This window comes from Trichocoleus sp. FACHB-46, assembly GCF_014695385.1.
Classification (GTDB): domain Bacteria; phylum Cyanobacteriota; class Cyanobacteriia; order FACHB-46; family FACHB-46; genus Trichocoleus.
This window is the reverse complement of the sequence record NZ_JACJOD010000031.1, coordinates 1-26,566: the sequence shown is the minus strand read 5'-3', so window position 1 is coordinate 26,566 and position 26,566 is coordinate 1. Positions and strand designations below refer to the sequence as shown.

The 26,566-nt window shown below is 46.8% G+C and carries 26 protein-coding genes, 1 tRNA gene and 1 pseudogene; 13 read left to right on the top strand and 15 right to left on the bottom strand.

Annotation, left to right across the window (positions count from 1 at the left end; translation table 11 throughout):
• Positions 1–49 precede the first annotated feature (49 nt).
• Positions 50–763, top strand: a complete 714-nt coding sequence (locus tag H6F72_RS18240; RefSeq protein WP_190438777.1) for a hypothetical protein — start codon at positions 50–52, stop codon at positions 761–763.
• Here H6F72_RS18240 and mutS read toward each other — a convergent pair.
• Entirely contained in the window at positions 760–3,435 is a 2,676-nt protein-coding gene (gene mutS, locus H6F72_RS18235; protein ID WP_190438774.1) for a DNA mismatch repair protein MutS, read from the bottom strand. The two genes, H6F72_RS18240 and mutS, sit on opposite strands and share 4 nt — an antisense overlap.
• Before the next feature lie 430 nt (positions 3,436–3,865).
• On the opposite strand from mutS, the pseudogene H6F72_RS30820 reads away from it, so the two are divergent.
• The 3 genes and pseudogenes from H6F72_RS30820 to H6F72_RS18225 form a co-directional block, all read left to right on the top strand.
• Positions 3,866–4,408, top strand: a pseudogene (locus tag H6F72_RS30820) (DUF262 domain-containing protein); the annotation flags it as partial.
• 468 nt (positions 4,409–4,876) lie between these two features.
• On the top strand, positions 4,877–5,431 hold the full coding sequence (locus H6F72_RS30815; RefSeq protein ID WP_255527357.1) for an HNH endonuclease family protein: 555 nt from the start codon (positions 4,877–4,879) through the stop codon (positions 5,429–5,431).
• 199 nt (positions 5,432–5,630) lie between these two features.
• Positions 5,631–6,047: a hypothetical protein gene (locus tag H6F72_RS18225; RefSeq protein ID WP_190438762.1), complete on the top strand. Its 417-nt coding sequence runs from the start codon at positions 5,631–5,633 to the stop codon at positions 6,045–6,047.
• On the opposite strand, the gene H6F72_RS18220 is transcribed toward H6F72_RS18225, so the two are convergent.
• From H6F72_RS18220 to H6F72_RS18210, 3 genes are read right to left on the bottom strand one after another with little or no spacing between them, the layout of a single operon-like run.
• Positions 6,044–6,787, bottom strand: a complete 744-nt coding sequence (locus tag H6F72_RS18220) for a M48 family metallopeptidase (protein ID WP_190438760.1) — start codon at positions 6,785–6,787, stop codon at positions 6,044–6,046. The genes H6F72_RS18225 and H6F72_RS18220 overlap by 4 nt on opposite strands.
• Positions 6,788–6,844: 57 nt before the next feature.
• Positions 6,845–7,330: an NUDIX hydrolase gene (locus H6F72_RS18215; protein ID WP_190438758.1), complete on the bottom strand. Its 486-nt coding sequence runs from the start codon at positions 7,328–7,330 to the stop codon at positions 6,845–6,847.
• A 26-nt stretch (positions 7,331–7,356) separates the two neighbouring features.
• Entirely contained in the window at positions 7,357–7,743 is a 387-nt protein-coding gene (locus tag H6F72_RS18210) for a hypothetical protein (RefSeq protein ID WP_190438756.1), read from the bottom strand.
• 176 nt (positions 7,744–7,919) lie between these two features.
• Here H6F72_RS18210 and folD point away from each other — a divergent pair, with 176 nt between their 5' ends.
• From folD to H6F72_RS18195, 3 genes are all read left to right on the top strand, one after another.
• The gene (gene folD, locus H6F72_RS18205) at positions 7,920–8,813 is read left to right on the top strand and encodes a bifunctional methylenetetrahydrofolate dehydrogenase/methenyltetrahydrofolate cyclohydrolase FolD (RefSeq protein ID WP_190438754.1); all 894 of its coding nucleotides are present in this window, start codon (positions 7,920–7,922) and stop codon (positions 8,811–8,813) included.
• Between the two features lie 89 nt (positions 8,814–8,902).
• On the top strand, positions 8,903–9,829 hold the full coding sequence (crtE, locus tag H6F72_RS18200) for a geranylgeranyl diphosphate synthase CrtE (protein ID WP_190438751.1): 927 nt from the start codon (positions 8,903–8,905) through the stop codon (positions 9,827–9,829).
• 100 nt (positions 9,830–9,929) lie between these two features.
• Positions 9,930–10,397, top strand: coding sequence for a divergent PAP2 family protein (locus tag H6F72_RS18195; protein ID WP_190438748.1), 468 nt, complete (start codon positions 9,930–9,932; stop codon positions 10,395–10,397).
• 42 nt (positions 10,398–10,439) lie between these two features.
• On the opposite strand, the gene H6F72_RS18190 is transcribed toward H6F72_RS18195, so the two are convergent.
• The 4 genes from H6F72_RS18190 to H6F72_RS18175 all read right to left on the bottom strand — a co-directional run bounded on the left by H6F72_RS18190 (position 10,440) and on the right by H6F72_RS18175 (position 12,802).
• Positions 10,440–11,084: a hypothetical protein gene (locus H6F72_RS18190; protein ID WP_199299170.1), complete on the bottom strand. Its 645-nt coding sequence runs from the start codon at positions 11,082–11,084 to the stop codon at positions 10,440–10,442.
• Positions 11,085–11,197: 113 nt separating this feature from the next.
• A complete protein-coding gene (locus H6F72_RS18185; RefSeq protein ID WP_190438741.1) occupies positions 11,198–11,527 on the bottom strand; it encodes an MgPME-cyclase complex family protein in 330 nt (109 codons plus the stop codon).
• 46 nt (positions 11,528–11,573) lie between these two features.
• Positions 11,574–12,296 (bottom strand): pyridoxine 5'-phosphate synthase, encoded by a 723-nt coding sequence (locus H6F72_RS18180; RefSeq protein ID WP_190438732.1) that lies wholly within the window; start codon positions 12,294–12,296, stop codon positions 11,574–11,576.
• Positions 12,297–12,388: 92 nt separating this feature from the next.
• Positions 12,389–12,802 (bottom strand): GFA family protein, encoded by a 414-nt coding sequence (locus H6F72_RS18175; RefSeq protein ID WP_190438730.1) that lies wholly within the window; start codon positions 12,800–12,802, stop codon positions 12,389–12,391.
• A gap of 261 nt (positions 12,803–13,063) precedes the next feature.
• Between H6F72_RS18175 and H6F72_RS18170 the strand changes: the two genes are divergently transcribed.
• From H6F72_RS18170 to H6F72_RS18160, 3 genes are all read left to right on the top strand, one after another.
• Positions 13,064–14,029, top strand: coding sequence for an Hpt domain-containing protein (locus H6F72_RS18170; protein WP_242017015.1), 966 nt, complete (start codon positions 13,064–13,066; stop codon positions 14,027–14,029).
• Positions 14,030–14,147: 118 nt separating this feature from the next.
• Entirely contained in the window at positions 14,148–16,178 is a 2,031-nt protein-coding gene (locus H6F72_RS18165; protein WP_190438727.1) for a glycosyltransferase family 39 protein, read from the top strand.
• A 56-nt stretch (positions 16,179–16,234) separates the two neighbouring features.
• Entirely contained in the window at positions 16,235–17,149 is a 915-nt protein-coding gene (locus H6F72_RS18160; RefSeq protein ID WP_370527543.1) for an NAD(P)-dependent oxidoreductase, read from the top strand.
• 51 nt (positions 17,150–17,200) lie between these two features.
• On the opposite strand, the gene H6F72_RS18155 is transcribed toward H6F72_RS18160, so the two are convergent.
• Complete coding sequence (locus H6F72_RS18155; RefSeq protein WP_190438724.1) at positions 17,201–17,914, bottom strand: SH3 domain-containing protein; 714 nt, start codon at positions 17,912–17,914, stop codon at positions 17,201–17,203.
• Between the two features lie 219 nt (positions 17,915–18,133).
• On the opposite strand from H6F72_RS18155, the gene H6F72_RS18150 reads away from it, so the two are divergent.
• Together H6F72_RS18150 and H6F72_RS18145 are read left to right on the top strand one after the other, a co-directional pair.
• Positions 18,134–18,775: a TVP38/TMEM64 family protein gene (locus H6F72_RS18150; protein ID WP_242017014.1), complete on the top strand. Its 642-nt coding sequence runs from the start codon at positions 18,134–18,136 to the stop codon at positions 18,773–18,775.
• Positions 18,756–20,291, top strand: coding sequence for a mercuric reductase (locus H6F72_RS18145; protein WP_190438718.1), 1,536 nt, complete (start codon positions 18,756–18,758; stop codon positions 20,289–20,291). The genes H6F72_RS18150 and H6F72_RS18145 overlap by 20 nt, the downstream gene beginning before the upstream one ends.
• Before the next feature lie 166 nt (positions 20,292–20,457).
• Here H6F72_RS18145 and H6F72_RS18140 read toward each other — a convergent pair whose 3' ends face one another.
• Positions 20,458–20,799, bottom strand: a complete 342-nt coding sequence (locus tag H6F72_RS18140; protein WP_190438715.1) for a hypothetical protein — start codon at positions 20,797–20,799, stop codon at positions 20,458–20,460.
• A 154-nt stretch (positions 20,800–20,953) separates the two neighbouring features.
• On the opposite strand from H6F72_RS18140, the gene H6F72_RS18135 reads away from it, so the two are divergent.
• Entirely contained in the window at positions 20,954–21,571 is a 618-nt protein-coding gene (locus H6F72_RS18135; protein WP_190438712.1) for a class I SAM-dependent methyltransferase, read from the top strand.
• Between the two features lie 145 nt (positions 21,572–21,716).
• Here the strand turns inward: H6F72_RS18135 and H6F72_RS18130 are convergent, their stop codons facing one another.
• From H6F72_RS18130 to glyQ, 5 genes are all read right to left on the bottom strand, one after another.
• Entirely contained in the window at positions 21,717–22,229 is a 513-nt protein-coding gene (locus H6F72_RS18130) for a hypothetical protein (RefSeq protein WP_190438709.1), read from the bottom strand.
• A gap of 73 nt (positions 22,230–22,302) precedes the next feature.
• Positions 22,303–22,387 (bottom strand) — tRNA-Ser (locus tag H6F72_RS18125).
• A gap of 41 nt (positions 22,388–22,428) precedes the next feature.
• The gene (locus H6F72_RS18120; protein WP_199299169.1) at positions 22,429–24,786 is read right to left on the bottom strand and encodes a ComEC/Rec2 family competence protein; all 2,358 of its coding nucleotides are present in this window, start codon (positions 24,784–24,786) and stop codon (positions 22,429–22,431) included.
• Between the two features lie 15 nt (positions 24,787–24,801).
• On the bottom strand, positions 24,802–25,278 hold the full coding sequence (locus tag H6F72_RS18115) for a DUF4079 domain-containing protein (protein WP_190438702.1): 477 nt from the start codon (positions 25,276–25,278) through the stop codon (positions 24,802–24,804).
• A gap of 153 nt (positions 25,279–25,431) precedes the next feature.
• Entirely contained in the window at positions 25,432–26,325 is an 894-nt protein-coding gene (gene glyQ / locus H6F72_RS18110) for a glycine--tRNA ligase subunit alpha (RefSeq protein ID WP_190438699.1), read from the bottom strand.
• Positions 26,326–26,566: the final 241 nt, after the last annotated feature.

The window sequence follows — 26,566 nt, the reverse complement described above, 5'->3', positions numbered from 1 at the left end:
TTGCGATCGCACCATCTAAGAAATTAATCAGGATAAGGGCTATGCCATCATGCAATCTGATCTCAAAGCTTTGAAGATTGGCGAAGGAGAGTTAGAAAATTTAAGTGGCTTAGATGTCAATGATATTTTTATTGGGGGAATTTTTGGCGGCACGTATCGTCCTTCAGTATGGCGAGACTCGAAAAAACTCTTCTTCTTTTGCCTCACAGAAGTTTCTGTTTTTGTTTTAATCTTAGTTTTTACTCTGCCCGTTGGCTTTATTCTGACTCAAAACCCAGCGCAAGTAGGAGGGGAAATCCAGCAAGCTTTACAGTTTTTTGTCATCAACTTGAGTGTTGCTTTTATCCTTATGTTGGGTTGGAACTTTTATCTATGGAGTAAGCAAAAAGGCTTAGCTTCGCTAGCAAACTTGCTAGATGAAGTCGACAAATACAACGAAGTGATTAAAGCAGTAGAAATTATTGATAAATTGGCAGCGATTGGGCATTTGCCTGCAAATTTAATTAATCGAGATGAGGTTTTGGAGGCACTTCGAGTAACTAGAGAAAGTTTGGTTTGTGCCTTAATGACTGAAAAAATTTTGCGACAGCACAAAAGCTTTATTGCCCGTCGTCATGAGTTATTTACCAATATTGAAAATAATCTCCTTACCTTGAGAACATTAGAAGTCAACAGTCAAGCTAGCGAGTATGGCCGACTGCTGAATGAAGCGATTCAAATTGGCATGAGTGTTTATAAAGAAGTCAAAAAATTGCAGAACTAAGCACCAAAAATATCCAATTGTTCAGTTGGTTGAGTCGCTGGAGATTTACCGTTTTTCTCTCGACTCGCATTTTCTACCTGACTTCCTTTGCGGAGTCCGATCGCGATCCGGGAATGTTTTTCAATCTGGCTCATCACCTGTCTAGCCCGCTGAATCACTGAACCTGGGAGACCTGCCAAGCGTCCTGCTTCAATGCCATAAGAGCGATCGGCTCCTCCTGGTCGCACTTGATGTAAAAAGATAATTTGGTCGGGTAGCTCTTTCACCGTCACCTGATAATTCGCCACGTTAGTCAGGATCGAAGCGAGTTCATTCAGTTCGTGATAATGAGTGGCAAAAATGGTGCGGGCGCGAATTTCGCTAGCTAAGTGTTCAGCCACGGCCCAAGCAATCGAGAGACCATCAAAGGTAGCGGTGCCTCGACCAATTTCATCCAATAAAACCAGCGATCGCGGCGTTGCGTGGTTGAGAATATTCGCCGTTTCGTTCATTTCCACCATGAACGTGGATTGACCTGTGGCTAGATCATCCACCGCTCCCACACGGGTAAAGATGCGATCGCACACACCCAACGTGGCTGCCTGCGCTGGCACAAAACTACCCACCTGCGCCATCAGTTGAATCAGTCCCACTTGCCGCAGATAACAGCTCTTGCCACTGGCGTTGGGTCCGGTGAGAATCACTAAATCAGGGACTGCTCCTGATGCTTCTTGCCCCAGTTCCGTTGAATTTGGCACAAAAAAGCCGGCGGGTAACGATCGCTCCACCACAGGATGGCGACCCTCAACGATAGTGACTTCCCGACCCACAGCCATCTCAGGACGGCAATACCCGCGATAAACCGCAATCTCTGCCAACGCAGACAACACATCTGCCGCTGCTACCGCTTTCGCCACCGTGCGGATCAAGTCAGCTTGTTCGCCAACTTGCGATCGCAACCCTAGGAAAATCTCGTATTCCAACCGCTTCTGGTCTTCCTGGGCCGTCAGCATTCGGGCTTCGCGTTCCTTCAGCTCTGGCGTAATATAGCGCTCTTCGTTGGTCAGCGTTTGCTTGCGGATGTAGTCTTTGGGTGCTTGTTCAGCCTTGGCACGGGAAATGCTGATGTAGTAGCCAAAAGTTTTGTTGTAGCTGACCTTCAGCGTCGGAATACCTGTACGCTCTCTTTCCTGCTGCTCTAAATCTTTCAGCCATTGCACATCATCTTCTGATTGCTGACGCATGGTGTCCAACTGTGGCTCTACACCCGGACGAATTAGGTTGCCTTCTGTCAGGTACAGCGGTGGTGAATCAACCAAATGTGCGTGCAGGTTTTCCCCTAACTGCTCTAGGAGTGGGGGTACGGTTTGTAATGCCTTGAGGTAAGGCGATCGCGCAGTCGCCACCAAGCTGGCCAAGTCTGGTAACTTCTCAAAGGAGTCGGCAAGAGCGACCAAATCCCGTGCATTCGCTGTTCCAGAACCTGCTCGTCCTGCCAGCCGCTCCAAGTCGTAAATTTGACGCAGTAAACGCTGTAAATCTTCTCGCAGCGCCCCATTTTCTACCAATTCTTGAATCGTGTCTTGACGGGCCTGAATCCCTTTGATGTCTAGTAATGGCTGTAGTAACCAACGACGCAACGTGCGACTACCCATCGCTGTTACTGTCTCATCCAAGGCCCACAACAAAGAGCCATGAAACGTGCCATCCCTAACGGTTTGAGTAATTTCTAAATTGCGCCGACTTTGATGATCCAAAATTAAGTAGTCGGTCAGGGTATAGGTGCGGAGGAATTGCAGCGGAATTTGAGTTTCCTTCTGCGTGTCTTCCAGATACTCCAGCAAGCCCCCCGCCGCCCGAATACTCAATGGCAAATGCTCACAGCCCAAGCCTTCCAGCGATCGCACCTTAAACTGCTGCATCAACCTAGGCTTGGCTTCCCCAATCGTGAACGGGGTTTGCGATCGCAGAGTGTAGCAAAACTGAGTTGGCAAGCAATCAGGCAGATGTTCGGAAGTTTCGCCGGGACGCAACAGCCCGCCCAGATCAGGTGCGTTAGTGGGAAGCAGCACTTCTGAAGGTTGCAACCGCATCAATTCCTGGGTCAGTTGATCCAGTTCGCTGGATTGTGCGGTTAAAAATTCTCCAGTAGAAATATCGGCATAGGCTAAGCCCCAATGACTGCCTGCAATCACGACTGCGGCTAAGAAGTTGTTGCGACGGGCATTCAGCATGCCATCTTCGATTACGGTGCCAGGAGTGAGGACGCGGGTGACTTCTCGTCGTACTAAACCCTGTGCTTCTGAAGCATCTTCGACTTGGTCACAAATGGCGATCGCGTAGCCTTTCTCCACAAGCTGGGCAGAGTAGCGATCAAGGGCATGGTGAGGAATGCCAGACATTGGCACCCGCCCCACCTCTTTGCCCCCTTCTTTGCTCGTCAGCACTAGTTCCAATTCCCGCGCCACGGCGATCGCATCTTGGAAAAAGCACTCAAAAAAGTCGCCTACTCGATACAGCAGAATGGCATGGGGATACTGGTCTTTCACGTCCACATACTGCCGAAACATCGGGGTCAACTCTTCCCGATTCACAGAGCGATGATCGGCATAGCGAACGGTGTGCTTGGCTAGTCGCTCTGGCAAGCCATTGGTGGGGTCAGGAACAGCAGATGCAGCGGGAGACACGGTCATAAATTCAACAATACGCACTAGCCTTTACTGACTTTAGCGCAAGGGTTTCCCCCTCGTTGTAATTAGCTGGCGATCGCCTTCAAGTTTCAAGTCGCACAACTCGAATCAATATTACCTTGCAAGAATTCTCCGAGCGGGATCGCTTGATAAATTCGCTCTGCAAGTCTGTCAGAATTTCACTTACTGGAATAAATGCTCATTCTATTTCCGTATGAGAGTGATTTGGTCACACCGACAGACACTTAATCTAGTGTTATAAAGATGAGAAGCGTGGGTAGTTTTAAATTTTTTCTTAAGCTTAGGGAGCAATCGAATGAAAGCATCTGAAACAAGCTTTCGTAATCTTTTAGAGGGTAGTAAACAGTTTAAGGTTCCTCTTTTCCAAAGACCATACTCATGGGAAAAAGGCAATTAGGAAACTCTTTGGGATGACCTAATGAGTTTATACAGTGATGGTGTAGAAGAGTATCATTTTCTTGGACCTATTGTTACTCTTGCAGAGCCGGGAACTGCTGATGGTATCTCTCCTTATCTCTTGATTGATGGACAACAACGTTTAATAACTCTGACACTATTACTTATTGCACTAAGGGATCTCTTAAAGAAACAAGGTTCTGAACTGGCTGAGGAGCTACATGAATACTATTTGATCAATAAGTTTAAGAAGGGAGACGATCGATATAAAGTTTTGCCAACTCAGGCCGACTCCAGCTTCTACCAGCAAATTGTTCAAGCCAAGGAACCCGAAAAGCGTGGGCGAATTGATGAAGCTTATCTATTCTTTCTGAATAAGCTGGAAAAGGGTGAATCAGCAGATCCTGATACTCCTCTTAACTTATCAAAACTCAAGACTGTAATCCTGGAACGTTTGACACTAGTTAGCATTACGTTAAACGATGATGACAATCCTTATTTAATTTTTGAAAGTCTAAATTATAAGGGAGCGCCACTCACACAAGCAGATTTAATTCGCAACTACTTCTTTTTACAGATACCAAAAGAAAAACATGATGAGATTTATTCTGATTCTTGGCTGCCTTTGCAAGAAGGATTTAAAGCAGTAGCAAGAGGTAGATACCTAGATGAGTTAACCTTGGCCTTCTGGCAATATCTTCGCAAAGATGGAGTTTCTCTTAAACAAAACCAAGTCTATCAGGTTTTTAAGCAAGCCTTTGAGAATAAACAACTTGATGCCTTGCAGGAACTTAAGCAGGTTCTTGAATTTGCGGACTACTACCGTCGAGTCCACTTCCCTGAAACTGAAAAAGAACCCAAACTATTTAGATGGTTCAATAGGTTTAAGAGGTTAGATTTTACAACTTGCTATCCTCTACTCCTAAACCTTCACCATGACTATAAAAACAAACATATATCGCTAGGTGAGTTTGAACAAGCGCTAAGATATGTTGAATCTTATTTTGTACGTCGCCTGCTATGCGGTATGCCATCTAACGCATTGGATAAGGTTTTTAATACTTTGTATCGTGAAATAAAAGAGCGCTGGTCTGGTGACTTAGTAAGTACATTGCGTCAAGTTTTACTAGGTTTACAACTAACTCAAGTTTGGCCTGATGATGACTCATTAAGGCGCAGTATTGTTGAAGAAAGATTATATACAGATAGACGCAACGATCGAGTAAAACTCATATTAGAAAGCCTTGCTGAAAATTTATCGAAGGAGCAAATAAAAACGGAGAGTCTCTCTGTCGAGCACATAATGCCTCAAACATTGACGGATGAATGGCGGGCTATGCTTGGAGCTAATGCTAACGAGCAATATGAAAAATGGCTGCACACTCTAGGGAATCTAACTCTTACTGCCTACAATCCTGAACTCTCAAATAAGCCATTTGCGGAAAAATTAGAATACCTGAGTGAGAAGAGTAGCTTTGCTCTGAACCAATATTTTAGAAATGTAAATGCTTGGAACGCATCCGAAATTCAGCGACGTGGACATAAATTAGCCGAGATTGCTGTTCAAGTTTGGCCTCGTTAGGTTGAAAGAGTTTGAGCGCGATCGCTTACTGCTTGATGCAAGCCAACAAAGCAAAGCTAATTTCACTATTGCATCCTCATTAAAACTGTACTCATGAATCTTATATTATTTAATTGCTTTGCAATGGACAAAATGATTTCTGAGAGTGCAGTATTGCGATCGCCAACACTATATCTTTGCAAGTACGATCAAAAACTTTATGGACTACTTAATACTCACATCAATCTTAAAAAAGCAAGTTTATATTGGTCAATCCAGAATCTCTGTTGCTGCTCTTATTCCTGTGGCTCTCACCGTAGCTGCTGCAACAGGCTTGAATATGGTCTATGCAAAACGGTACAAAAATCTTCTAGCTTATTTTGAGAATTTCCACCCTGGAATTTACGAAAGAATTCGCAGGAAACCTGACGTTGGCCCCTTTTATTCCACAGGCTATAACTACGTCAAACCTCTAGCTGAGTTGACTAAACAGCCTGAAATTCAGAACGATCTAAAAGCCAAGAAAATGCTAGCCAACTTCTTAAAGTTTGACCAAAGAACCACATGGATTGGGATAGCAATTGGTATCAGCGGCCTACTAATGTTCTCTGTTATTAGTATTATGGCGTCGTATTAATGCTCTACCCACACAGGCACATAGCGCCAAATGTTGTGCAATTCAGCATCCAACTGCTCATAATTTGGATCTTTTTCGCCCACTAATTGCCAAAACGCAGCAGAGTGATTCATGTGGATGGTGTGGCACAACTCGTGCACAAACACATAGCACACCACTTCTGGAGGTAGAAATAGCAGCTTGTAGTTGAGGCTAATCATCTTGTTTTGGGAACAGCTAGCCCAACGAGTTTTTTGGCCTCTGACCGAAGCTTGCTCAAACGGTAGCTGAACTTCGTGACTAACCGTTCGTAACCAAGGCACCAGATGAGTGCGAGCTTTGTGAGCGAGCCATTTGCACAATGCTTTGTGGCAGAGGTCTGTATGGGTAATGGCCCCTCTCACCTGTAATTGCTGTCCTGGCTTTTCTGTTACGACAACGTGAGGATTAGAGGTGGGGACATACTCCACTCGCCAAGTCTCCGCGATCGCCTGTAACACAATCTCAGTCACTCCCTGATCAGCAGCAGTGGGAGTTAAAAACTCTTGCTGCGCTTCAAATTGCCGAGCAATCTTATCAATCCACTTTTGTTTTTTTTGTAAAATTTCGGGAATACGACGGTGATCAAATCCTTTGGGGACAACAACCTCTAAGCCGTGATGGGGCGAGATTTTGAGGTTGACATGCTTCGCTTTATGGCTTTCTCGAACTTTATAGTTGGGTAGATTCGCCAGTTGCGGTTGCAGCGATCGCGACTTCATGAATCTTTGGAACTATGTGGCTCTAGAAACTGTAGCAGAACTGAAGCAAGAGCGTTGCTAGGGATTGCACGGATGTGACAGGAAATCGAGCAAAATTTTCTGGTGGGGCGGGCCAAGCGGACGGACTTGCTGAGCAATTTCAGAGTAGCGATCACCTCGTTTAATATCTTCGATGGTAAAGAAACCAAAATCCCAACCCTCACCCAAAACTAGAGCCTCTATCCCAACCGTTAGTGGTCCCTGAAATACATGCCGTACCACCTTATCGTCCGCATAAATGCCAAATTTTGTTAATGCGGGCGGTTGGTAGCCAATTTCTTCCAGTAATTCTCGTTGTATGGCTTCCTCTGGAGTTTCACCCGGTTCTAAGTGACCCCCAAAAAAGGCCCAGTAGCCAGGGTAGGGAATGCCAGGAATGTCATCTCGTAGTTGTAGCAAAAATTGATTGTCTCGATACAGAATGGCGATCGCGACAGCGCGACGAGCGTCATTGACAGTTCCCGACACTGCCTGGTTTTCCGATGGGGCTGAATTAGCAGTCATGGCGATTATGAATCACGGTAGCAAGCCTATAGCTTGGTTTGCTCCTCAACATACACTTCTCCTAAATCCTGACTCCCGATGGGAATTTGTTGGTAACGGACTTTGCCCTTGACTAATACCGCTTCACCGGATTTAGGCGCTTGCTTTTGCGTCACAATCCAGATGCTGCCCGTTCGGTCTTTAATCTCGTAAGCTTGCTTTTGCACTAAAGGCACTTGTCGTACTACCTTGCCTTGGATGTGGACAACGCGATCCAGTTGTTGCTCTTGCTGCAATGCCTGAATATTTGTCACATCAACATTGGGCCTGAGGATGAGCATTCCAGCCCCTGATCGAGGCAAGGGACTGCAACCTACCACACCCGCCACGAGCATCAAAGCACTAAGTCGAATTGCCTGAATCTTCCCTAGCATGGTCACAATACTCCTAGATGGCCGCGCGATCGCCTAACTAAATGAAGTGAAATTTGAGGTGGACGATTACAGGATGAACCAAATCTGAGACACTAAGAAAGCAAATAACTCCACTGTTCTAGCATCGATACAAATGTTTGGAACAGCTTTAGACTACAGATGTTTCTTAAACTTTGATGCAATCTCACGGCGCTCAACTCATCGACGGTAAAGCTCTCGCTCAAAAAATTCAAGCAGAGCTGGCTCAACAAATTCAGTCGCTTCAAGCTCAGTACGGTCGCCCTCCAGGTTTAGCAGTGCTGATGGTGGGCGACAACCCTGCCAGTGCTGCCTATGTGCGAGGCAAAGAAAAAGCTTGCACAAATGTAGGCATGGCTTCTTTTGGCCAGCATTTACCTGCGACTACGACCCAAGCAGAGCTAGAGCAAATCATTCAAGCACTAAACCACGATGAGCGAGTGGATGGCATTCTGATTCAGCTACCCCTGCCAGAGCATTTGGATGGTGTGGCGCTGCTGAACCAACTCGACCCTGACAAAGATGCCGATGGCTTGCATCCAGTCAACTTGGGTCGCTTGGTTCGGAGTGAGCCAGGGCTTCGCAGTTGCACACCTGCGGGTGTGATGGAGCTGTTGAAAGAATATCAAATCGATCCCAAAGGCAAACATGCCGTAGTAATTGGTCGCAGTATTTTGGTCGGCAAACCAATCGCGCTGATGCTACTCGAAGCCGATGCCACAGTCGCGATCGCCCACTCCAAAACGCCAGATCTCGCTTCAGTGATTCGCAATGCCGATATTGTCGTCGCTGCGGTCGGTCGTCCAGAAATGATTACGGCTAACATGGTGAAGCCAGGAGCCGTCGTGATTGATGTGGGGATTAACCGCGTCACCAATGCTGAGGGCAAGAGCCGCTTAGTCGGAGATGTCCACTTTGACTCGGTTAAGACCGTTGCCAGTGCCATTACCCCCGTTCCGGGTGGGGTTGGTCCCATGACTGTGGCCATGTTACTGCAAAATACTGTGTGGAGTTATATCCAACGTCATCAAGGCGTGCAACAAGCCCCGTAGAATGTATAGAAGCTGAATGGCGCAGCCTTTAGCAATCTAACCAGTTGTGATGAAGAAAACCTGAGATGACGAGTAGGAGAGAGCTAGGGATGGTCTTGACTGATGAAACACATTTGTCCCAACCGCAATCCCCTTTTGATCTATCAGCCTATCTGAGCGAATGGCAAGTTCAGGTTGAAGCAGCACTCGACCATTCTATTGAGGTCGTTTACCCTGAAAAGATTTATGAGGCCATGCGTTACTCCTTGATGGCAGGAGGAAAGCGCTTACGCCCGATTTTGTGTCTAGCGACTTGCACCTTGCTCGGCGGCACAGCAGACATGGCAATGCCAACCGCCTGCGCCTTGGAAATGGTGCACACCATGTCCCTGATCCACGATGACCTCCCCGCAATGGATAACGATGATTATCGACGGGGTAAGTTGACCAACCACAAAGTTTACGGTGAAGACATTGCGATCTTGGCAGGTGACGGACTTCTTGCCTATGCCTTTGAATTTATTGCCACTCAAACTCGCAATGTCCCCGCTGAACAGGTTCTCAAAGTAATTGCTCGTTTAGGTCGAGCGGTCGGGGCGGCTGGATTAGTGGGAGGCCAAGTCGTAGATCTAGAGTCCGAAGGACGCTCTGATGTCTCTCTGGAAACTCTCAATTTCATTCACAACCATAAGACTGCCGCTTTACTAGAGGCATCTGTCATTTCCGGGGCTTTGCTAGCAGGAGCCGCAGAGGCCGATCTGCAACGGCTGTCTTGCTACGCCCAAAACATCGGTTTAGCTTTCCAGATCGTCGATGATGTGTTGGATATCACGGCGACCCAGGAAGAGTTGGGTAAAACCGCAGGCAAGGATCTCCAAGCTCAAAAAGCCACATATCCCAGCTTTTGGGGAATTGAAGAATCTAGAAACCAAGCTCAGCGACTGGTGGAATCGGCCAAAGCAGAGTTGGCTACCTACGGTGCCAAAGCTCAACCACTGATGGCGATCGCAGACTTCATCACTGCTCGTACCCATTAAGCCTCTTGTTGCCGTATTTTGGATTTTAGATTTTCTAGTGCTAAATCTAAAATCCAACATCCAAAATCTGATCGACGTTCTCTAACCCAAGCAAACCAACATGCAGGACTTTGCCGACATCCTAGACAACCGGGTGCTGATCGTTGCGCTTGTGTCTTGTCTTGTAGCTCAGGTCTTAAAAGTGATCGTTGAACTTGCCAAAAATCGCAAGTTAAATATTCGCGCTCTTGTAGAGACGGGCGGTATGCCTAGTGCCCACTCTGCTCTAGTTTCAGCTCTGGCAACTGGCGTAGGCCAAATCGTAGGCTGGGCTACACCAGAGTTTGCGATCGCCTTTATCTTCGCCATTATTGTGATGTACGACGCGGCTGGTGTGCGCCAAGCTGCGGGTAAACAAGCGCGGATTTTGAATCAAATTATTGATGAAGTCCTGCACGAACAATACGAGTTTACAGAAGCCCGCTTGAAAGAGTTGTTAGGCCATACTCCTGTGCAAGTTTTCGTGGGTTCAGCGCTGGGCGTCGCGATTTCTTGGTTTGCCGTACCGATGTTAGGTCGAGGCGTATAGGAGTGGGTGTGAGCGCATGGTTTAGTCGCTCGCTACCCTGACCTATTCCGCTGAAATCATAACTGTAGGTTTGAGCAAGACAACCCGACGGCTATCTACCAACATGACCCAAAAACCGCGATCGCTCAAAGTTTGTAGCGTAGCGTTTGCAGTCGTTTGGTTGGTGGTATAGCCTGCTAATAAATAAGGTTTTTGCCCATAAGAAACCAAGCCCACATCCTGGCTCAGTAGCTGTCGGACTTGAGCAGCAATTTCCGGTTGATCGAAATAATCAACTAAAACTGCATAACCTGTCCCTAAGGGTCGGGGACTGTAAGCTGAATTATTGGGATTTGGATTTGCTAAATTCGGACTTGTTGGCTGTAGTTGAATTTCAGGTGCTGGAGGTCTTGTTGCTTGAGCTTCAGCAGGACGGGCAACAGTCGCATCGAAGCCGTTTACTTCCTTAAGATACTGTGCCCAAGCATTAGCAATGCCCAAGCTACTAAACCCACTCACACGAGTGACCACTTGGTTCTGGTAATTGCAAACTGTCAAATCAGCTGTAGCAGGCAAAACTCGCTTTAACTGGGTTTGTTTGTCTGCTGCGGAGCCAGGCACTAAGAGAAGATACTCTGCGGCATTAGGGGGTTGGCATGCTGAGTAGCGAGTCTGAGCGATCGCACCGCCTCCAACCACTACTTCCATAGCAGCTAGCAGGATCGAAAGCAGTAAAACAGAGGGACATCGCTTCATCAGTATAAAAACCTCAAGCATGCCTAGTAGAGAAACGGGACAACAATTCCGTTGTTGAGTGGAGTTTAGGATACCGATGCTAGAGAAGCAAGCGGGTCAGGGATAGAGGTGCTAGGAGCCTGAAACTCTCCTGTCAAAACAAACTCTAAACGCAGTTTAAGCCAAGTAATGAATTGAGGATTCGTAGAAATCACCGCAACCGGAGACTGAGGGCACTTCGCCTTCACCGGTGCCAGCTCTGGAGCTTCTAGAAATGCAGGTTGTTTCACCAACCAAAAATCAATTTCCTTTTCTTGTTCGCGATAATAGCGATGCCGCTCTTCTAGAACTTCATGAAAGGGTTCTTCTTCGAATAAAAAACGCTGGCTAGCGACGAGGTAATAGTAGGTTTGCATCTCGAATAATTCCCGTTCTTAAATTACTTAGTTGAAAATTGTTGGCCTATAGCTCTCCGCGCATGGCCTGCTTCATCTCCCGCACGGCTCGCTCTAACCCCACGAGTGCAGCTCGGCTGATGATGGTGTGCCCAATGTTGAGTTCTTCCATGCCTTCTAAGCAAGCTACTGGATAAACATTCCAGTAAGTGAGGCCATGCCCAGCATTCACCCGCAGCCCTGCGGCGATCGCCTGCCGACACCCCTCTGCCAGAACTTCTAGCTCTTTGGCTCGGCTCACTTCACCATGAGCTTCTGCATAGCGGCCTGTATGCAACTCAATAAATTTGGCACCAACGGCTGTGGAAGCTTGAATTTGAGCAGGATCAGCATCAATGAATAAGCTCACTGGAATTCCAGCATTTTGTAACTGGGCTACCACTTGCGCCATGCGCTCCTGCTGGCCTGCGATCTCCAAGCCACCCTCCGTCGTCACCTCTTCCCGCCGTTCCGGAACTAAGGTCACATAGTCGGGCTTGATGTCGAGGGCGATCGCCACCATTTCATCGGTTGCCGCCATTTCCAGATTCAAGTGAGTGCGTACAGTCTGTCGCAACAGCCGCACATCTCGATCTTGAATGTGCCGTCGATCTTCGCGCAAGTGAACGGTAATGCCATCAGCCCCAGCTAACTCTGCTAAAACAGCCGCCGCCACCGGATCTGGCTCCACCGTCCGACGCGCTTGTCGAATCGTGGCAATGTGGTCAATGTTAACGCCAAGCGTAGGCAAACTAACCCTCTCCTCTGCCCAGAACTTCCGTTCTTTATCTTACCTGAAAGGCTGGAAGGCTTAAGCTAGCAATCGAGCTTAACAAATGTAGGTTAACGACCAAAAATGTTCGTGTCTGAGTTTAACTCTGAGTGCAGCTGGTCAATATTTTCCTCCCACTGGCTGCCATTGAACGGTGTAATTTGAAACTTTGCCAACACATCACCGTCAAGACAGCGTACATTCACATCAAAATCGTTGGGATGAGAGCGAGGCCGATAAAAGGCATGAATCCCGCAGGTACGGCAGAACAGATGTTTGGCTGTACTCGTATTAAAGGTATACGTTGTTAGTTCCTCAGAGCCAGCTAGCAACGTAAAGTCTTCCGGCGGCACAATCAAATGGAGAAATCCTTTTTTGCGACAAATTGAGCAGTTACAGTCAACAGCTTCATGCCGAGCGACCTTGACCTGGAAGCGAACTGCCCCACAATGGCAACCACCTGCGTAAGTACTAGGTTTCTGCATTGTCAAATTTGACCTGTATAAAATACGGAGAACTGGAATCTCTTATCCTATTCTCCACACAAAGTTCGGTATTGGCACCAAGCCGATTGGTTACGTTTCCCAGCTATTTTGATAACAGATTGAGCGGCAATTGATCTGAGGTGCGGTTCGGCAAGAATCGTGACTCTAGTAGTTCAGCCTTTGAGCTGGGCCGAGGATCAGTTTGCCGATTTTTCGTTGGGATCTAGCAGGGATAAAATCGTCACATTGAGGGACTCTGCCATGCAAATGGAGAAGCAAAAGCAGCAGCAAATCTTAGGTTACTTCATTGAAGAGGCAAAAGAACACCTCGAAACTCTGGAAAGCGGGCTGCTGGATTTACGCTCTACAGTGGCAGATTCAGAGCGATTGAATGAGCTATTTCGCGCAGCCCACTCCATCAAAGGGGGGGCAGCAATGCTAGGCTTCACCAGCATTCACAAAATAGGCCATCGCCTAGAAGACTCTTTTAAGTTATTACAAGAGCACCCCCTCACCGTTGATCAACAACTAGAATCGTTTTTCCTTAAAGGTTTTGATGCTTTAAAGGAATTAGTTGATTGCCTTCAAGGGCCATTTGGTCTGAGAGATGAAGATGCCGACCAGATTTTGCAAGAGTCAGAACCCGCGTTTAGCGAGCTGCAAGACTATCTGAATCGCCTTATTGGTGTGGACATCAAATCGACTGTTGCAGCTGCTCAGTCTGCCAAACCTAAAGCTTCTGCTCAACCTCAGGCTCAATCTGCAAATTCAGCCAATAATTTGACTGCCCAGGTTACAGTAGGCCTGAAGCAGATGCTGCAATTGTTTAAGCAAAAAGAATCAGCTGCTAGCCGCCAACAGTTACAAGCTTTGTGTGCTCGCTTGTTGCAATTGGGCAAAGGAGTTAATGCTTGGCAGAACTTAGTCAAAACGGCTCAAGCCGCGATCGCCAATCCTAAGAACTCCTATCAAGTTCTAGCGCCTCTAGTAATTAAGGAGCTAAAAGAAGCGAGTGCTTTGGTCCAGACAGGCAGAGCAGATGAAGTAGCACCTAGTCAACAGCTACGTCGTCTTGCCGCAGTGCCAGAACCTGTGCGCTATATTCCTGAATCTACTGCTCCAGCTATGTTTATGGAACCCAGACTTACTGCTAAAGCGCTAATTCAGGCTTTCAATAAACAGCAATTGACTGAGATTGCCGAGCTACTGCTTAAAGCTGCTAAGTAGTAAAAATTAACCACTCAAAATGCATATTAAACCTCTTGAGCGATCGCTTAGGGGGTTTTTTAATATCAGTCATCGATATACTATAGGCGAAAATAGCCACTGTTGTTGATGAGCTAAAATGTTGATTTTGCTGCTTGCATTCAATTTTTTAAGCACAGTTCTTATTTTTATTTCTCTTGAGCCTGGTCAGCGTCTATGTTTAAGAGATGCATTCATTAAATCGTCTATCATTTACGGAATATTGATTGTAGTTTTGACTGAGGCTTTAAGCTTTAACCACTCTCTAGAAACTAGCTCTGTTGCCAGCTTTTGGAGCTTGCTTTTAGCTTTAAACACTGCATTGGTGGGTTTGAAGTTTAAGCGGCGATCGCTACAGCCGCTTAAACTTCAAAATCTAAATTGGCGATTGTCCGATTGTGATAACTTAATTTCTATTTTTACGGTGTTCAGTGTTCTTGGCCTTACATTAGCTACTGCTCTGATTGCGGCACCTAATAATTGGGATGCTATGACTTACCACTTACCACGAGTTATGCATTGGCTGCAAAATCAAACAGTTGCTTACTATCCAACCAATAACATACGTCAAATTTCTTTGCCTCCCGGGACAGGATACTTGGTTGCTCAACTACAAATATTAGCTCGTAGCGATCGCTTCGCTAGCTGTGTTCAATGGTTAGCATTTTTAGGAATTATAGGAGGTAATTCCCTGATTGCTGAGAAATTAACTCAGCCTGCTGCCAAATGGCTCACTATGTTGGTTTGTGCCAGTCTGCCAATGGCTATTATGCAGGCTACCACCCCCCAAACTGATTTAACTCTTACTTATTGGCTGGTTTGCTTGGTTTACTTTATTTTTAGAACAAAAGATTATAAAGCGCATGACTATTTTTGGATTTCTGCATCTTTGGGATTAAGTGTTCTGGCTAAGCCAACAGCCTTTGTGTTTGGTTTTTCTCTAATGGTTATTCTTCTGGTTCGCAACTTAGCTTATAAGAATTTAAAGTACCCTACTACGCTTAAAAAAGTAATTATCCAGTTTGGATTAACTGCTTTAAGCTTCATTTTAATTTCCGTAGCTAGCCTAGGCTTATCACTGCCTAGTTACTGGAGAAATTACTTGCTATTTGACAGCTGGATGGGGCCAGAGTTTGGAACTAGGAACGAGGTCTTAGGTGTGCCTCAAATTCCTTCTAATATCCTAAAATATTTAGCCATCAACTTGCCAATTCCAGGATTTTGGCAGTTAATTGCTTTCATTCATCAGAGCGTTTTGCAAGTTGATGTTAACGATCCAAGGTTTAACTATTCTCCTACTCCTCTAGCTGAGGATGTATCACAACTTCCTTTAGCATTGCTTAAAGTTCTAGCTCCGCATGAGGATTATGTTGGTAATCCTATCCATCTTCTGTTAATAATTTTAGGTTGGATTATCTTAATTTTTGGCTGGAAAAGCCTAAGTCGAGGCACCAAAAGTCTAGATTTATTGATGTTGTCGATTGCTAATTTAGTTAGTTTTTTAAGTTTCTGTTTGCTATTGAAATGGCAGATTTGGGGAAATCGCTTACTTTTACCTTTGTTTGTATTGAATGTTCCTTTAATTGCTTATTGTCTACATCGCATCGCACCCTTGAAGCTGCGTAGAGCATTCTTAGTACTTTTAGCATTCATGGCGATCCTATATGCCCTTACGCCTATGAGACATCCTCTCCTGGCTTTGCCTAATCGTTCCGATGAACAATCTGCTTCAATTCTGACTTTGTCACGTTCAGAAGCTTACTTCAGCGGAGCACGTAAGGAATTGCAAGCCCCCTACAGAGCAGCGATCGCCTTAATCCAGCAACATCAATGTCGTTCGGTTGGCTTGGCTTTAGGGGGTGATGACTGGGAATATCCCTTGTGGGTACTAATGGATGAGCAAAGCTCATCTAGCTTTCAAATGAAATCTGTTGGAGTCAAAAACGAGTCTCGTCTAGCGCCACCGGAGTTTCCAGACGAACAACTTTGTGCCGTGCTGTCTACTATTCCAACTTATCAACCCCAAAATTTAGGTGCTCAGAACTTAGCTTGGCAGGAGCAAGTCATTTCTGAAACTCCTTTTGTGAAAGTTTTTGTTTCAAATGTAGAGAAGCAAAATTCACTCAGTTGATTAGGCTATAGAGAAATTAGCCGACAGATGACAGGGAGCGATCGCTAGTCAGTAGTATTAATGGGGAATCAGAACGACGATCGCTGAACAAGTGGAGGAATGCAGTGGTAACAGTCGGGTTTATTGGCACAGGCTTGATGGGTTTGCCGATGGCAGAGCGGCTGTTGGCTGCTGATCTGTCGGTCATTGTTTATAACCGTACTCCAGAGAAACTAGAGCCGTTACAACAGGCTGGAGCTGCGATCGCTCAGTCCCCAGTAGAGGTATTGCAACAAGCAGATTGTGTGTTGCTGATGTTGACAGATGCTCCTGCAATCCAGGCTGTGGTTTTATCACCAGAAACACGCTCAGCCTTGGCAGGACGTACCATCATTCAAATGGGCACGATCGCCCCGACGGAGAGTTGTGCGATCGCGGTAGAAGTTGAGGCGGCGGGAGGCAGCTATCTGGAAGCACCTGTGCTGGGCAGCATTCCAGAGGCGCAGGCAGGTAAATTGATCATCATGGTGGGAAGTTCACCAGAGCTGTTCCAACGTTGGCTGAGTCTCTTGCAACACCTAGGGCCAGAGCCGCAGTTGATCGGCGAGGTGGGAAGTGCAGCGGCTCTCAAGTTAGCGCTCAATCAATTAATTGGCTCGTTGACTACGGCTTTTGCCTTGAGTCTAGGCTTTGTGATGCGGCAAGGCGTGGATGTGGAAACTTTCATGAACATTTTGCGGGATAGTGCTTTGTACGCACCGACATTCGACAAGAAGTTACCCCGCATGGTGGAGCGTAATTACACCAATCCCAATTTCCCCACGAAGCATTTGCTGAAAGATATGAATTTGTTCTTAGGAGCAGCTCAGTTAGCAGGATTAAATGTAAGCAGTTTGGCAGGAGTCCAAACAATTTTAGAGATTGCTCAGAAGATGAGTTTAGCCGAAGCAGACTACTCAGCTTTATTCTCTGCGGTCAATCCTCAGGAGTAAACGAGGCAACTGTGGCGATCGCTTCTCATCTCTTCATTGATATATCGCCTACTACCTCCGCCATCGGTCAAACTGATCTTCTGAACAGCCGTTGATATATGCATTGGAAACCCAGCCATTGATCGGGCGTACCCGTTCGGTGGTTGGGTCTTCAACTCCTGCCAGCTTGACCCAGTTGCCCCGCCGATTCAGTGCCCTGACTACACGACCGCGATTGAGCTGGGTCAGCACGGAATAAGTGGTGCTAGGGCCACTCCGAATATTGACAGAATTACTAGTAATGAATGAGCAAACTCCTTGACTTGGGGTACTTACGTCAGTTCGAGCTAAATATCTGGTTACTCTCTCTTCAACCCGTTTCCCATTGGGAAATTCAACTGCTAGCACGGGGTTAGGAATTCGGGAGGTGGGAATTTGCAAAATATAGGTGTAGTCGTCGTTTCTAAACTCGAAATAGCGTAATTGCCGAGGATCATAATTAACGGCTTCTAGGTTCAACCCTGGGCCACCATTTCTCGTACGGCTACGGTAGAAGCGCGGAGCAGTGGGATCATCCTCTGCACCACAAATGTAAACTAAATAGTTTTTGGTTTCTGCATAGGCTAGGGTTCCACCAGTTCCACGACCACAGGTGATATCTCCTTCAATTTCGCTCAAACTACCAACTTTTAGTTGCGCGATCGCAGGCTGGCTAGAAAATGAAAAAGTGAGAATTGTAAAAGAGAATGCAACTGATAAAGCCTTGAATTGTTTATGACCTAACATGAATTGGAAGATATGTGAGGATAATTTTTCACCCAATCCTATCAGGCTTGACCTCAAGCGTTGCGGGAATAAAATTTATCTTTAACATCTGCTCAGCTTTTTTGAAGTAAATAAATTATGAGTCGAGAGCTGCTGAGGAAAAGATTGATTCTAGGGTTCAAATTTGCTGGTGTGCTGATTGTAGTAGTTGCTCTTTTAAAGGAGATTAAATATTTAAATTTGTCAGCTTCATTGGCAATAGCTCTAGAGAAAATTCAGAATTTAGGTGTTTGGGCACCGATCGCCTTTATTTGCATTTATATTTTTGCAGCTCTGTGCTTGATTCCAGGCTCTTTACTCACGCTAGGAGCAGGGGTGTTATTTGGGGTCGTTTTTGGTTCCATCTATGCCTTTGTAGGAGCCACGTTGGGAGCGATCGCGGCTTTCCTAGTCGGCAGATATTTAGCGAGAGGATGGGTAGCTCAGCAGATTGAAGGTCATGCCAAATTTAACGCCGTAGATCAAGCAGTGGCACGGGAGGGGCTCAAAATTGTGCTGTTGACTCGACTCTCTCCTGCCTTCCCATTTGTATTGTTGAACTATGTTTTTGGCATTACGCAAGTCTCTCTTCGAGATTATGGATTGGGCTGCTTGGGCATGCTGCCACCCACTATTATGTATGTTTACATTGGATCCCTGTTGGGTGATTTGGCAACTTTAGCTACCAAAACTACAGGGCGATCGCGCTCCCCAGCGGAATTGATCTTCTACAGTGTGGGCTTAGTTGCCACTGTAGTTGTCACCATTTACGTCACTCAAGTTGCCCAAAAAGCTTTAGACGGAATTTCTGAAGGAGGAACTGATGTCTCAGCCAAGCGTTGAGTCGGTAAAAGTGCTACCGATGGATGAGTATAACGAAGCTTTAGTGAATCAGGTACGGCCTGACCATTGGACTAATCCGCAACCGGCTGCTTGCTACAACTTAGTGGTCATTGGGGGAGGAACGGCAGGGCTAGTGACAGCCGCTGGAGCGGCAGGCTTAGGAGCAAAAGTTGCACTGGTAGAAAAGCACTTGTTGGGGGGCGATTGCCTCAATGTGGGCTGCGTTCCCTCGAAGTGTATGATTCGCTCTGCTCGGGCAGTTGCTGACTTGAAAGCGGCAGGACAGCATGGCATTCAGATACCAGAAAATCTGGAAGTTGATTTTGCTACCGTGATGGAGCGGTTGCGACGAGTGCGGGCCGAGATTAGCTACCATGATTCAGCTCAACGCTTTCAACAGCTAGGAGTTGATGTTTTCTATGGCACCGCTAAGTTTACCAGCTCCAATACAGCGGAAGTAGCAGGTCAAACGCTGCGGTTTAAACAAGCTGTGATTGCTACTGGGACTCGCGCCGTTGAGCCTGCGATCCCAGGATTGGCAGAAGCAGGCTACTTGACCAACGAAACTGTTTTTCGCTTAACTCAGCGTCCGCAACGGTTGGCAGTTGTCGGAGGTGGACCTATCGGTTGTGAGCTAGCCCAGGCATTTCAGCGGCTAGGGTCTGAAGTGGTGGTGTTGCACAAGAACGATCACCTCCTCGATCGCGAAGATGCAGATGCGGCTGAGATAATTCAACAAACTTTCATCAACGAAGGCATTCAATTATTGTTGTCAGCTCAAATTCAGCGAGTTGAAGTGAGCAGTGCAGGTAAAGTCATTTATTACGAGAGCAATGGCCAACCTGACTCAATCGTTGTAGATGAAATTTTGGTAGGGGCGGGCCGAGTTCCTAGAGTCGAAGGCTTAGATTTGGAACGGGTAGGCGTGAAGTATGACAAAACTCAAGGGGTGTGGGTGAATGACCGCCTACAAACCACCAATCCTCGCATTTATGCAGCGGGTGATATTTGTATGGATTGGAAGTTTACTCATGCTGCTGATGCGGCGGCTCGCATCGTGATTCAGAATGCTCTGTTTCTAGGACGCAAAAAACTGAGCTCGCTCACCATGCCTTGGGTGACTTATACCGATCCAGAGGTGGCTCATGTTGGTTTGTATGAGCCGCAGGCTGAAGCCCAAGGTATTAACCTAGATACTTACTTGGTTCCTTTAGAGGAAATCGATCGCGCGATCGTAGATGGAGAAACCGCTGGATTTGCCAAGATCCATGTCAAGCAAGGAACTGACAAAATTGTGGGTGCAACGATTGTGGCTCGCCATGCCGGGGAGATGATCAGTGAAGTAACCTTGGCGATGGTAGGAAATTTGGGATTGGGGGCGATCGCCAATACCATCCATCCTTATCCCACTCAAGCAGAAGTAATTCGCAAAGCTGCAGATGCCTACAACCGCGCCCGTCTAACTCCTACTATAAAAAAATTGTTCTCGACTTGGCTCGCTTGGCGGCGCTCATAAACTCCCAAAAAATTTAGGGCGCAAGATGTTGCGTCCTAAAAGTGTTTAGCAATCTCTGATTAATTGAAGTCAGAATGTAATCTCTGAAGCTCTGGTTACAGGATCAAGCCTCAGAGTTAATCTTCTAGGTAACAGGTACTCAACAAGTAGCGTTAAACTCGCTCAATTACTGCTTAGCAGCGTCTGTCTTGGCAGCATCGTCACTTGCAGCAGAAGCATCTTTAGCGGCGTCTTTGGCAGTGTCAGCAGCTTTGTCAGCATCCTTAGCAGCATCAGCTGCCTTATCAGCCGCTTTGGAAGCATCTTCAGCTGCTTTCTCAGCTTCAGCAGGCTTGGCAGTGCTATCAGCCGCACCAGCAGCGGGGCTGGCTTCGGTTACAGCAGGGCTAGCTTCAGTTGCGGTGCCACCATTGGTAGGAGTGGTGCTGGTGTCTGAGGAGCAGCCAACAAGAGCACCGAAGCTCAGGGTTGCAACAGCGGCCAAAGTGGTTAGGTAATTAGCTTTCATGAAACTCTCCAACTAGTCAGGACAAAAGTGCGATCGCCCCAGACAAGACTGGGCTTATTTGTGTATTAAGACCTATCAGACTGAGTTTTTGCTGAGAAACAGTTTGGTATCTGTTAAGAAAAAGAAAAGTGCAGGAAATTGAGGAGATATTAATATGCGGTTTTACTCACAAGTGATTTTTCCACGACTCCTCGATTGGGGTATGTCTCACCCCGCTTTGGCGCAGTATCGGCAAGAACTATTGGCTGAAGTAGAAGGAGAAGTTTTAGAAATCGGCTTTGGCACTGGATTAAATCTGCAATACTATCCCTGCCAAATTCAGAAAATTACAACGGTGGATGTGAATCCAGGTGTTAGTGCTTTGGCGCAAAAACGTATTCAATCTACGGCGATTGCCGTAGATCATCGCCTATTAAATGGTGAGAATTTGCCAATGGCGGATAATACGTTTGACAGTGTGGTGAGTACCTGGACTTTATGCAGCATTGCCAAAGTGGATCAAGCTTTGCAGGAGATTCATCGGGTGCTCAAGCCATCGGGCAAGTTTTTCTTTGTTGAGCATGGATTGAGCGAAGACCCCCAAGTTCAGGTCTGGCAAAATCGCCTTACGCCTCTACAAAAAGTGATTGGAGATGGTTGTCACCTCAATCGCCAGATTCAGCAGTTGGTTGAAGCGAACCACTTCGAAATCTTGAAATTAGACAAGTTTTACGTCACTACTCTTCCTAAAATAGGCGGTTACATGTACAAGGGAGTCGCCATCAAAGGATAAGCAGGGTTATACGCAATAGTCATCAATATCAGATTCATTTCCTTGCAACTAAAAGAAACGATCGCCCCTAATTCCTGAGACAAAAATATAGGAGGGGAGCGATCGCCTAGATTAAATTAAGGCACTAGAGCATGAGCCCAATTGGCTACTGTCCGTCGCATAAAACGCTCAGATCAATTCTTTTGCCTCTAGCGTCAATTACGCGACAACTGCGATCGACCGAGTCAGCTGCTTGGGAGAGGCCCGCATACCCGATATATCCTTTCGGTAGAGAGCGCATGGCTACAACTGACTCCAATCCTGCTTCAAAATCCAAACTAGTGGATGCTGAGTATTCGATTGTAGGTCCATCTACCGATACAGCGACTCCCTCACAACCAGGAAGCTCAGAAACCTTTGCTCCTGCCGCTTGCCAGTCTTGCAGTTGATGACGAAATTCAATCAGTTGCTGCCGATCTTGGGATGTAATTTGAGGATTGCCGATCCGGGGTCCCATTGCCTTAATGGCTCGGTTCCAGTTATTTTGGCAGACCAAATCTTTAAGTGAGGAATCGAGCTGGGGCAGGTTGAGCGCCTGACTCTTGTCAGCAAAACTCAGGCCTTCTACGCTCAGCAAAGCGGGGGTTAACAGTGCAATCGAACTTAATTCTCTCAGCATGATCGATACCGGAAAGTTCCAACCCTTTTTTCAGCTGATTCAGCTAGCCATCCGGTATTTCTGCTGTTGTCAACGGAGAGGGGGGGATTCGAACCCCCGTTGAGTCGCCCCAAAACAGATTTCGAGTCTGCCGCATTCAACCACTCTGCCACCTCTCCAGAGGTTTGGTCTCTATTTATTTTAGAGGGATTTACCCATTCTACAGTAGAGGAACCTCGTTTTCTGTAGATTCTAGAGTCCTAGTTAAGCCTTGATTCGGTTGCCACTGCAAAGCTCCATCTCGCCCAGTCCAGTAAACCTCAATCTTCTTCTGGCGGAGCTGGGCCAACGTATCTGGATCAATGGAGGTAGCAGAGGCGATCGCGATTTGCGGCTGAATCGCTTTTAATAAGCTATTTGTTAAGGGTTCGCCAGTCCACCAAAGTACCTGTGCTGGAGCTAATTGGCCTGACTCTACCAAAGCGTTCTGTTCACTGCTCTTGAGATGGCTTAGCCAGATCCACGGCTGGTCGTACAGCTTAAAGGCCCAGACAGCTAAATCAGTACTGACAGGTTGTACAGCAGTAGAACCAATTTGAATTGTTTGACCTGAAGCTAAGAGCTGGTAATGCTTTTGGGCAGCTAGGCTAGGGAGAGGCACAGCCTTCTGGTCAGACGCTATGGCAGGTGGGCGATCGCTAGCCCTAACTTTAGAGGCGGCGCTTGTATAAAAAGCTTTAATTGGCAGCTGATCTACAATTTGAGACCAGCCTTGATGATTATGCTGAGTGTCTGTAGCCACAGCCCAATCGACTTGATTAATTCCTTGCTTTTGCAGGAATGGCAACACTGTTAAACTAGCGATCGCTTCGTTGCCACTGTTCACCAAGCCAACGCGACTTTGGTCTTGAACTACTAAGATGGGTTCTCCAGATGTCGCTAGGACAGTTGCCCGAAACAAGGTTGTGTAGCTATACCAGACGGGTAGCACAATTAAGCCAACAGCAATCAGACCTGCTGCCCACCAGCGCCGCTGCCACCAGGTCTGTAGCCAAGCAAGACAAATCAGGCCATACAAAACGGCGAGTTGCAACGTAGAAATAGTTCCTACCGCAATGGAATTACCCGGTAATCGACTAAAGAAATCGACAATGGCGATCAGCCCATGAGTAGGGTAGTAAAGCAACCAAGCGATCGCACTTCCGGCTAAAGGCCAAACCAAGGCAGCTAAGGCACTAACAACGCCACCAATACTAATAATTGAAATCAATGGAGTCGTTAGAAAATTCACCACAATGCTGTAGGGAGAAACCAACCCAAAAGCATAAAGTTGCAAAGGTAAAGTCCATAAATAAGCAGCAATTGGCACCGCAATTAAAGTTGCGATCGCAGGAGGGAGCCAATCTAGCCGCTTAATCACAGGCGGGACAGTGACCAATAAACCTAAGGTGGCTAACAGGCTTAATTGAAACCCTAAGTCCCAAATCCACAGCGGGTTCCATAACAGTAGAAACGTCGCTGCAACCAATAAAGAACCTAAAGGCTTGATTTTTCTTTGGGTTCCTAAAGCAACCAGAGCTGCAAATCCCATCAAAGCTGCTCGCAGCACAGCGGGTTGTAAACCTGCTAAACCTACAAATATAGCTAGCGCCCCTGTCCCAGAAATTATTTGCATCCGCGCTGGAAAGCGCCGAGTTAAGACTAGAACTAATCCTAAAATGAGCGAAGTTTGGAATCCTGAAGCCGCTAGCGCATGGGCCAAACCGATTTTGGCGAACTGATCTTTGATGTCATAAGGCAAATCAACTGCACGACTGCCCAGCACCATAGAACTAACTAGCGGTCCTTCAGGACTGCCTAGCCAGCGTACCTGTGTTTGAATGATTTTTTGACGAATCGCCCACCAGCCCCACTGAGGAATGGGCGTCCCTGGTGTCAAACTAATTTGACGACCGCTGAGACCGGCAAATCCCCCTTCTTGCGCCAGATAGGCACGAAAGTCAAACTCTCCTGGATTTTGAGCAGGCTTCGGCTCGTATAACTTACCTGTAACTGCGATCGCTTGTCCGGATCGCAGACCTGTTCCCTGTAACAAAGGCAGCGTTACATACAGGTTGCCACTAACCGCTTGGTTGGAGTTAGCTACTTGTGCTGGAACAATTACCTGACTGACCTGGGTTGCTTTCATCCAAAACTGCGATCGCCCACTCCGAGTCAGGCGCGGTGAGCCGATGACCTTTCCTTGAACAGTCACAATCTGCTCTGAATTAACCGATGAGGAGCTAATCAGTTTGCTGACATCGTTTGCCGCTGGATAGGGTGTACGGGCTTGAAAGTATAGGCTGGCTAAAAGCCCCACCAATCCAGCAGCTATACAAACTTTAGGATTCCATTTTAGTTGCCAACTTTCTGGTAAACGTAACGAACGGGCGATCGCGGGCGGAATAGCAAAACGTTGGCGAGCTAGCAAGGCTGCTACAATGCCCAGCCCCAGCAATAAATAACCGCCGCCTGGGATTGTAGTTATCAACAATCCCAGAATGTAAGCAAAACATAGAATAATACCCGCTAGGGTCATCAATCGCCTCCTGAACTAGATTGATAACCCTAACTTCAAACCTAACCCCGCATGAACCAGCATCAGCAACAAGGCAATGCTCCCTAGCAAAGCGTGAACTGTACGCAGTGATTTGTTACCACCAAAACCTGCGAGAGCAATTACACCGTTAAAAGCTAACAAGCTCAACACCACCAAGCCCGTCCAAAAGTGAGGGCTTTCAAGAACTGGCTGCTGTTGCATCACTAGTGATAGAACACCACCCGTAAAACCCAAAGCCATAAACAAAAACATCCAACCAGCAATCTTAGGATGTGCATTGCGGCTTTGGTCTGCGATCGTAAAATCAGTTGCTAGTCGGCTGCGCCATCCGGTGATGCCAACAGCACTACCCATGGCAACAACTACGATGCCCATCATGGCAGGATGCCCCCAATGCACAACGGGCTCAGGAATACCCAGACTGCGGAACCAAGCAGCAATTGGTTCCAGGAATTCGCTCAATCCCGACATTTGTTTTCCTTTATGCTTCAGTAATAGCTCTAGGTCTATCACTATAGTGACAGTAGATAGCTAAGCATAGAAGTTGGCTCAACGTCGAACCTGAAGACCTCTCCGAAACAGAAAATTCTCAAGTGCTAAAGACTACTTTTAATCTTTTAATACTTAGAGTGAAGACACTTTAGTCTTTTGAAATTCTAGTAGCGGAAATCCCAATGCCTCTCGCTGCTTTAAATAAAGCTGAGCTACCTGCCGTGCCAAATTGCGAATCTTTAGGATATACCGCGTACGTTCAGTAACAGAAATAACTCCCCTAGAATCCAATAAATTGAATGTGTGAGAACACTTCAAGACGTAATCGAATGCAGGCAAAACTAGCTCCTGCTGCATTAGTCGTTCTGCTTCCTGCGCATACAACTCAAACAGCGTGAACAGTAGTTCTGGGTTTGAAGCCTCGAAGTTGTAAGTCGAGTTCTCAACCTCTCCTTGGAGGTGTACATCTCCATAGGTCAGCTCATCATTCCAACGAATGTCGAAAATTGAGTTTACCCCTTGAAGGTACATCGTTAATCGTTCTAAACCATAAGTAATCTCAACGGAAACAGGGCGGCAATCAATACCACCGCACTGCTGAAAGTAAGTAAACTGTGTCACCTCCATGCCATCTAGCCAGACTTCCCAGCCAACACCCCAGGCTCCAACTGCTGCATCTTCCCAGTTATCCTCTACAAAACGGATGTCATGCTCCTCTGGATGAATACCTAACGCTCTTAAAGAATCTAGATAGATTTCTTGAATGCTGTCTGGCGAGGGTTTAATCAGCACTTGATACTGATAATAATGCTGCACTCGATTTGGATTTTCTCCATAGCGCCCATCTCCAGGCCGACGACAGGGCTCAACATAAGCAACTGACCAAGGCTCTGGTCCAATAGCCCGCAAAAAGGTATGCGGGCTTTTAGTTCCAGCGCCTTTTTCTGTGTCGTAGGGCTGGACGATCAAGCAACCGCGATCGCTCCAAAACTGATGCAGAGTAGCAATAACCGACTGAAAATTCACAAACTCCCCCTTCTGCGCAAGCACGATGCATTCTGGCATCTCTTCTGTACTATTGTCACGCAAACCTCGACACAGAGAGCCTTTGAAATTTTCCCAAAAAACTTTCCCCCACCCCTTGACAGTCTTATGTGGACTTCGTTATATTGGCTAAGCGGTCGAGAGAGAAGGGGCGCGGAAGCGCACCGAATCAGTCGGCCCCCGCACCTAGAAAAGAAAATAGTTTGAAAGCCAAGATAGCACC

What these genes read in the sequence shown, in the direction of transcription:
- H6F72_RS18240 (WP_190438777.1), top strand. Translation starts at nt 50, where the DNA reads ATGCAATCTGATCTCAAAGCTTTGAAGATTGGCGAAGGAGAGTTAGAA.
- mutS (WP_190438774.1), bottom strand. Translation starts at nt 3,435, where the DNA reads ATGACCGTGTCTCCCGCTGCATCTGCTGTTCCTGACCCCACCAATGGC.
- H6F72_RS30815 (WP_255527357.1), top strand. Translation starts at nt 4,877, where the DNA reads ATGCCATCTAACGCATTGGATAAGGTTTTTAATACTTTGTATCGTGAA.
- H6F72_RS18225 (WP_190438762.1), top strand. Translation starts at nt 5,631, where the DNA reads ATGGACTACTTAATACTCACATCAATCTTAAAAAAGCAAGTTTATATT.
- H6F72_RS18220 (WP_190438760.1), bottom strand. Translation starts at nt 6,787, where the DNA reads ATGAAGTCGCGATCGCTGCAACCGCAACTGGCGAATCTACCCAACTAT.
- H6F72_RS18215 (WP_190438758.1), bottom strand. Translation starts at nt 7,330, where the DNA reads ATGACTGCTAATTCAGCCCCATCGGAAAACCAGGCAGTGTCGGGAACT.
- H6F72_RS18210 (WP_190438756.1), bottom strand. Translation starts at nt 7,743, where the DNA reads ATGCTAGGGAAGATTCAGGCAATTCGACTTAGTGCTTTGATGCTCGTG.
- folD (WP_190438754.1), top strand. Translation starts at nt 7,920, where the DNA reads ATGCAATCTCACGGCGCTCAACTCATCGACGGTAAAGCTCTCGCTCAA.
- crtE (WP_190438751.1), top strand. Translation starts at nt 8,903, where the DNA reads ATGGTCTTGACTGATGAAACACATTTGTCCCAACCGCAATCCCCTTTT.
- H6F72_RS18195 (WP_190438748.1), top strand. Translation starts at nt 9,930, where the DNA reads ATGCAGGACTTTGCCGACATCCTAGACAACCGGGTGCTGATCGTTGCG.
- H6F72_RS18190 (WP_199299170.1), bottom strand. Translation starts at nt 11,084, where the DNA reads ATGGAAGTAGTGGTTGGAGGCGGTGCGATCGCTCAGACTCGCTACTCA.
- H6F72_RS18185 (WP_190438741.1), bottom strand. Translation starts at nt 11,527, where the DNA reads ATGCAAACCTACTATTACCTCGTCGCTAGCCAGCGTTTTTTATTCGAA.
- H6F72_RS18175 (WP_190438730.1), bottom strand. Translation starts at nt 12,802, where the DNA reads ATGCAGAAACCTAGTACTTACGCAGGTGGTTGCCATTGTGGGGCAGTT.
- H6F72_RS18170 (WP_242017015.1), top strand. Translation starts at nt 13,064, where the DNA reads ATGCAAATGGAGAAGCAAAAGCAGCAGCAAATCTTAGGTTACTTCATT.
- H6F72_RS18165 (WP_190438727.1), top strand. Translation starts at nt 14,148, where the DNA reads ATGTTGATTTTGCTGCTTGCATTCAATTTTTTAAGCACAGTTCTTATT.
- H6F72_RS18155 (WP_190438724.1), bottom strand. Translation starts at nt 17,914, where the DNA reads ATGTTAGGTCATAAACAATTCAAGGCTTTATCAGTTGCATTCTCTTTT.
- H6F72_RS18145 (WP_190438718.1), top strand. Translation starts at nt 18,756, where the DNA reads ATGTCTCAGCCAAGCGTTGAGTCGGTAAAAGTGCTACCGATGGATGAG.
- H6F72_RS18140 (WP_190438715.1), bottom strand. Translation starts at nt 20,799, where the DNA reads ATGAAAGCTAATTACCTAACCACTTTGGCCGCTGTTGCAACCCTGAGC.
- H6F72_RS18135 (WP_190438712.1), top strand. Translation starts at nt 20,954, where the DNA reads ATGCGGTTTTACTCACAAGTGATTTTTCCACGACTCCTCGATTGGGGT.
- H6F72_RS18130 (WP_190438709.1), bottom strand. Translation starts at nt 22,229, where the DNA reads ATGCTGAGAGAATTAAGTTCGATTGCACTGTTAACCCCCGCTTTGCTG.
- H6F72_RS18120 (WP_199299169.1), bottom strand. Translation starts at nt 24,786, where the DNA reads ATGACCCTAGCGGGTATTATTCTATGTTTTGCTTACATTCTGGGATTG.
- H6F72_RS18115 (WP_190438702.1), bottom strand. Translation starts at nt 25,278, where the DNA reads ATGTCGGGATTGAGCGAATTCCTGGAACCAATTGCTGCTTGGTTCCGC.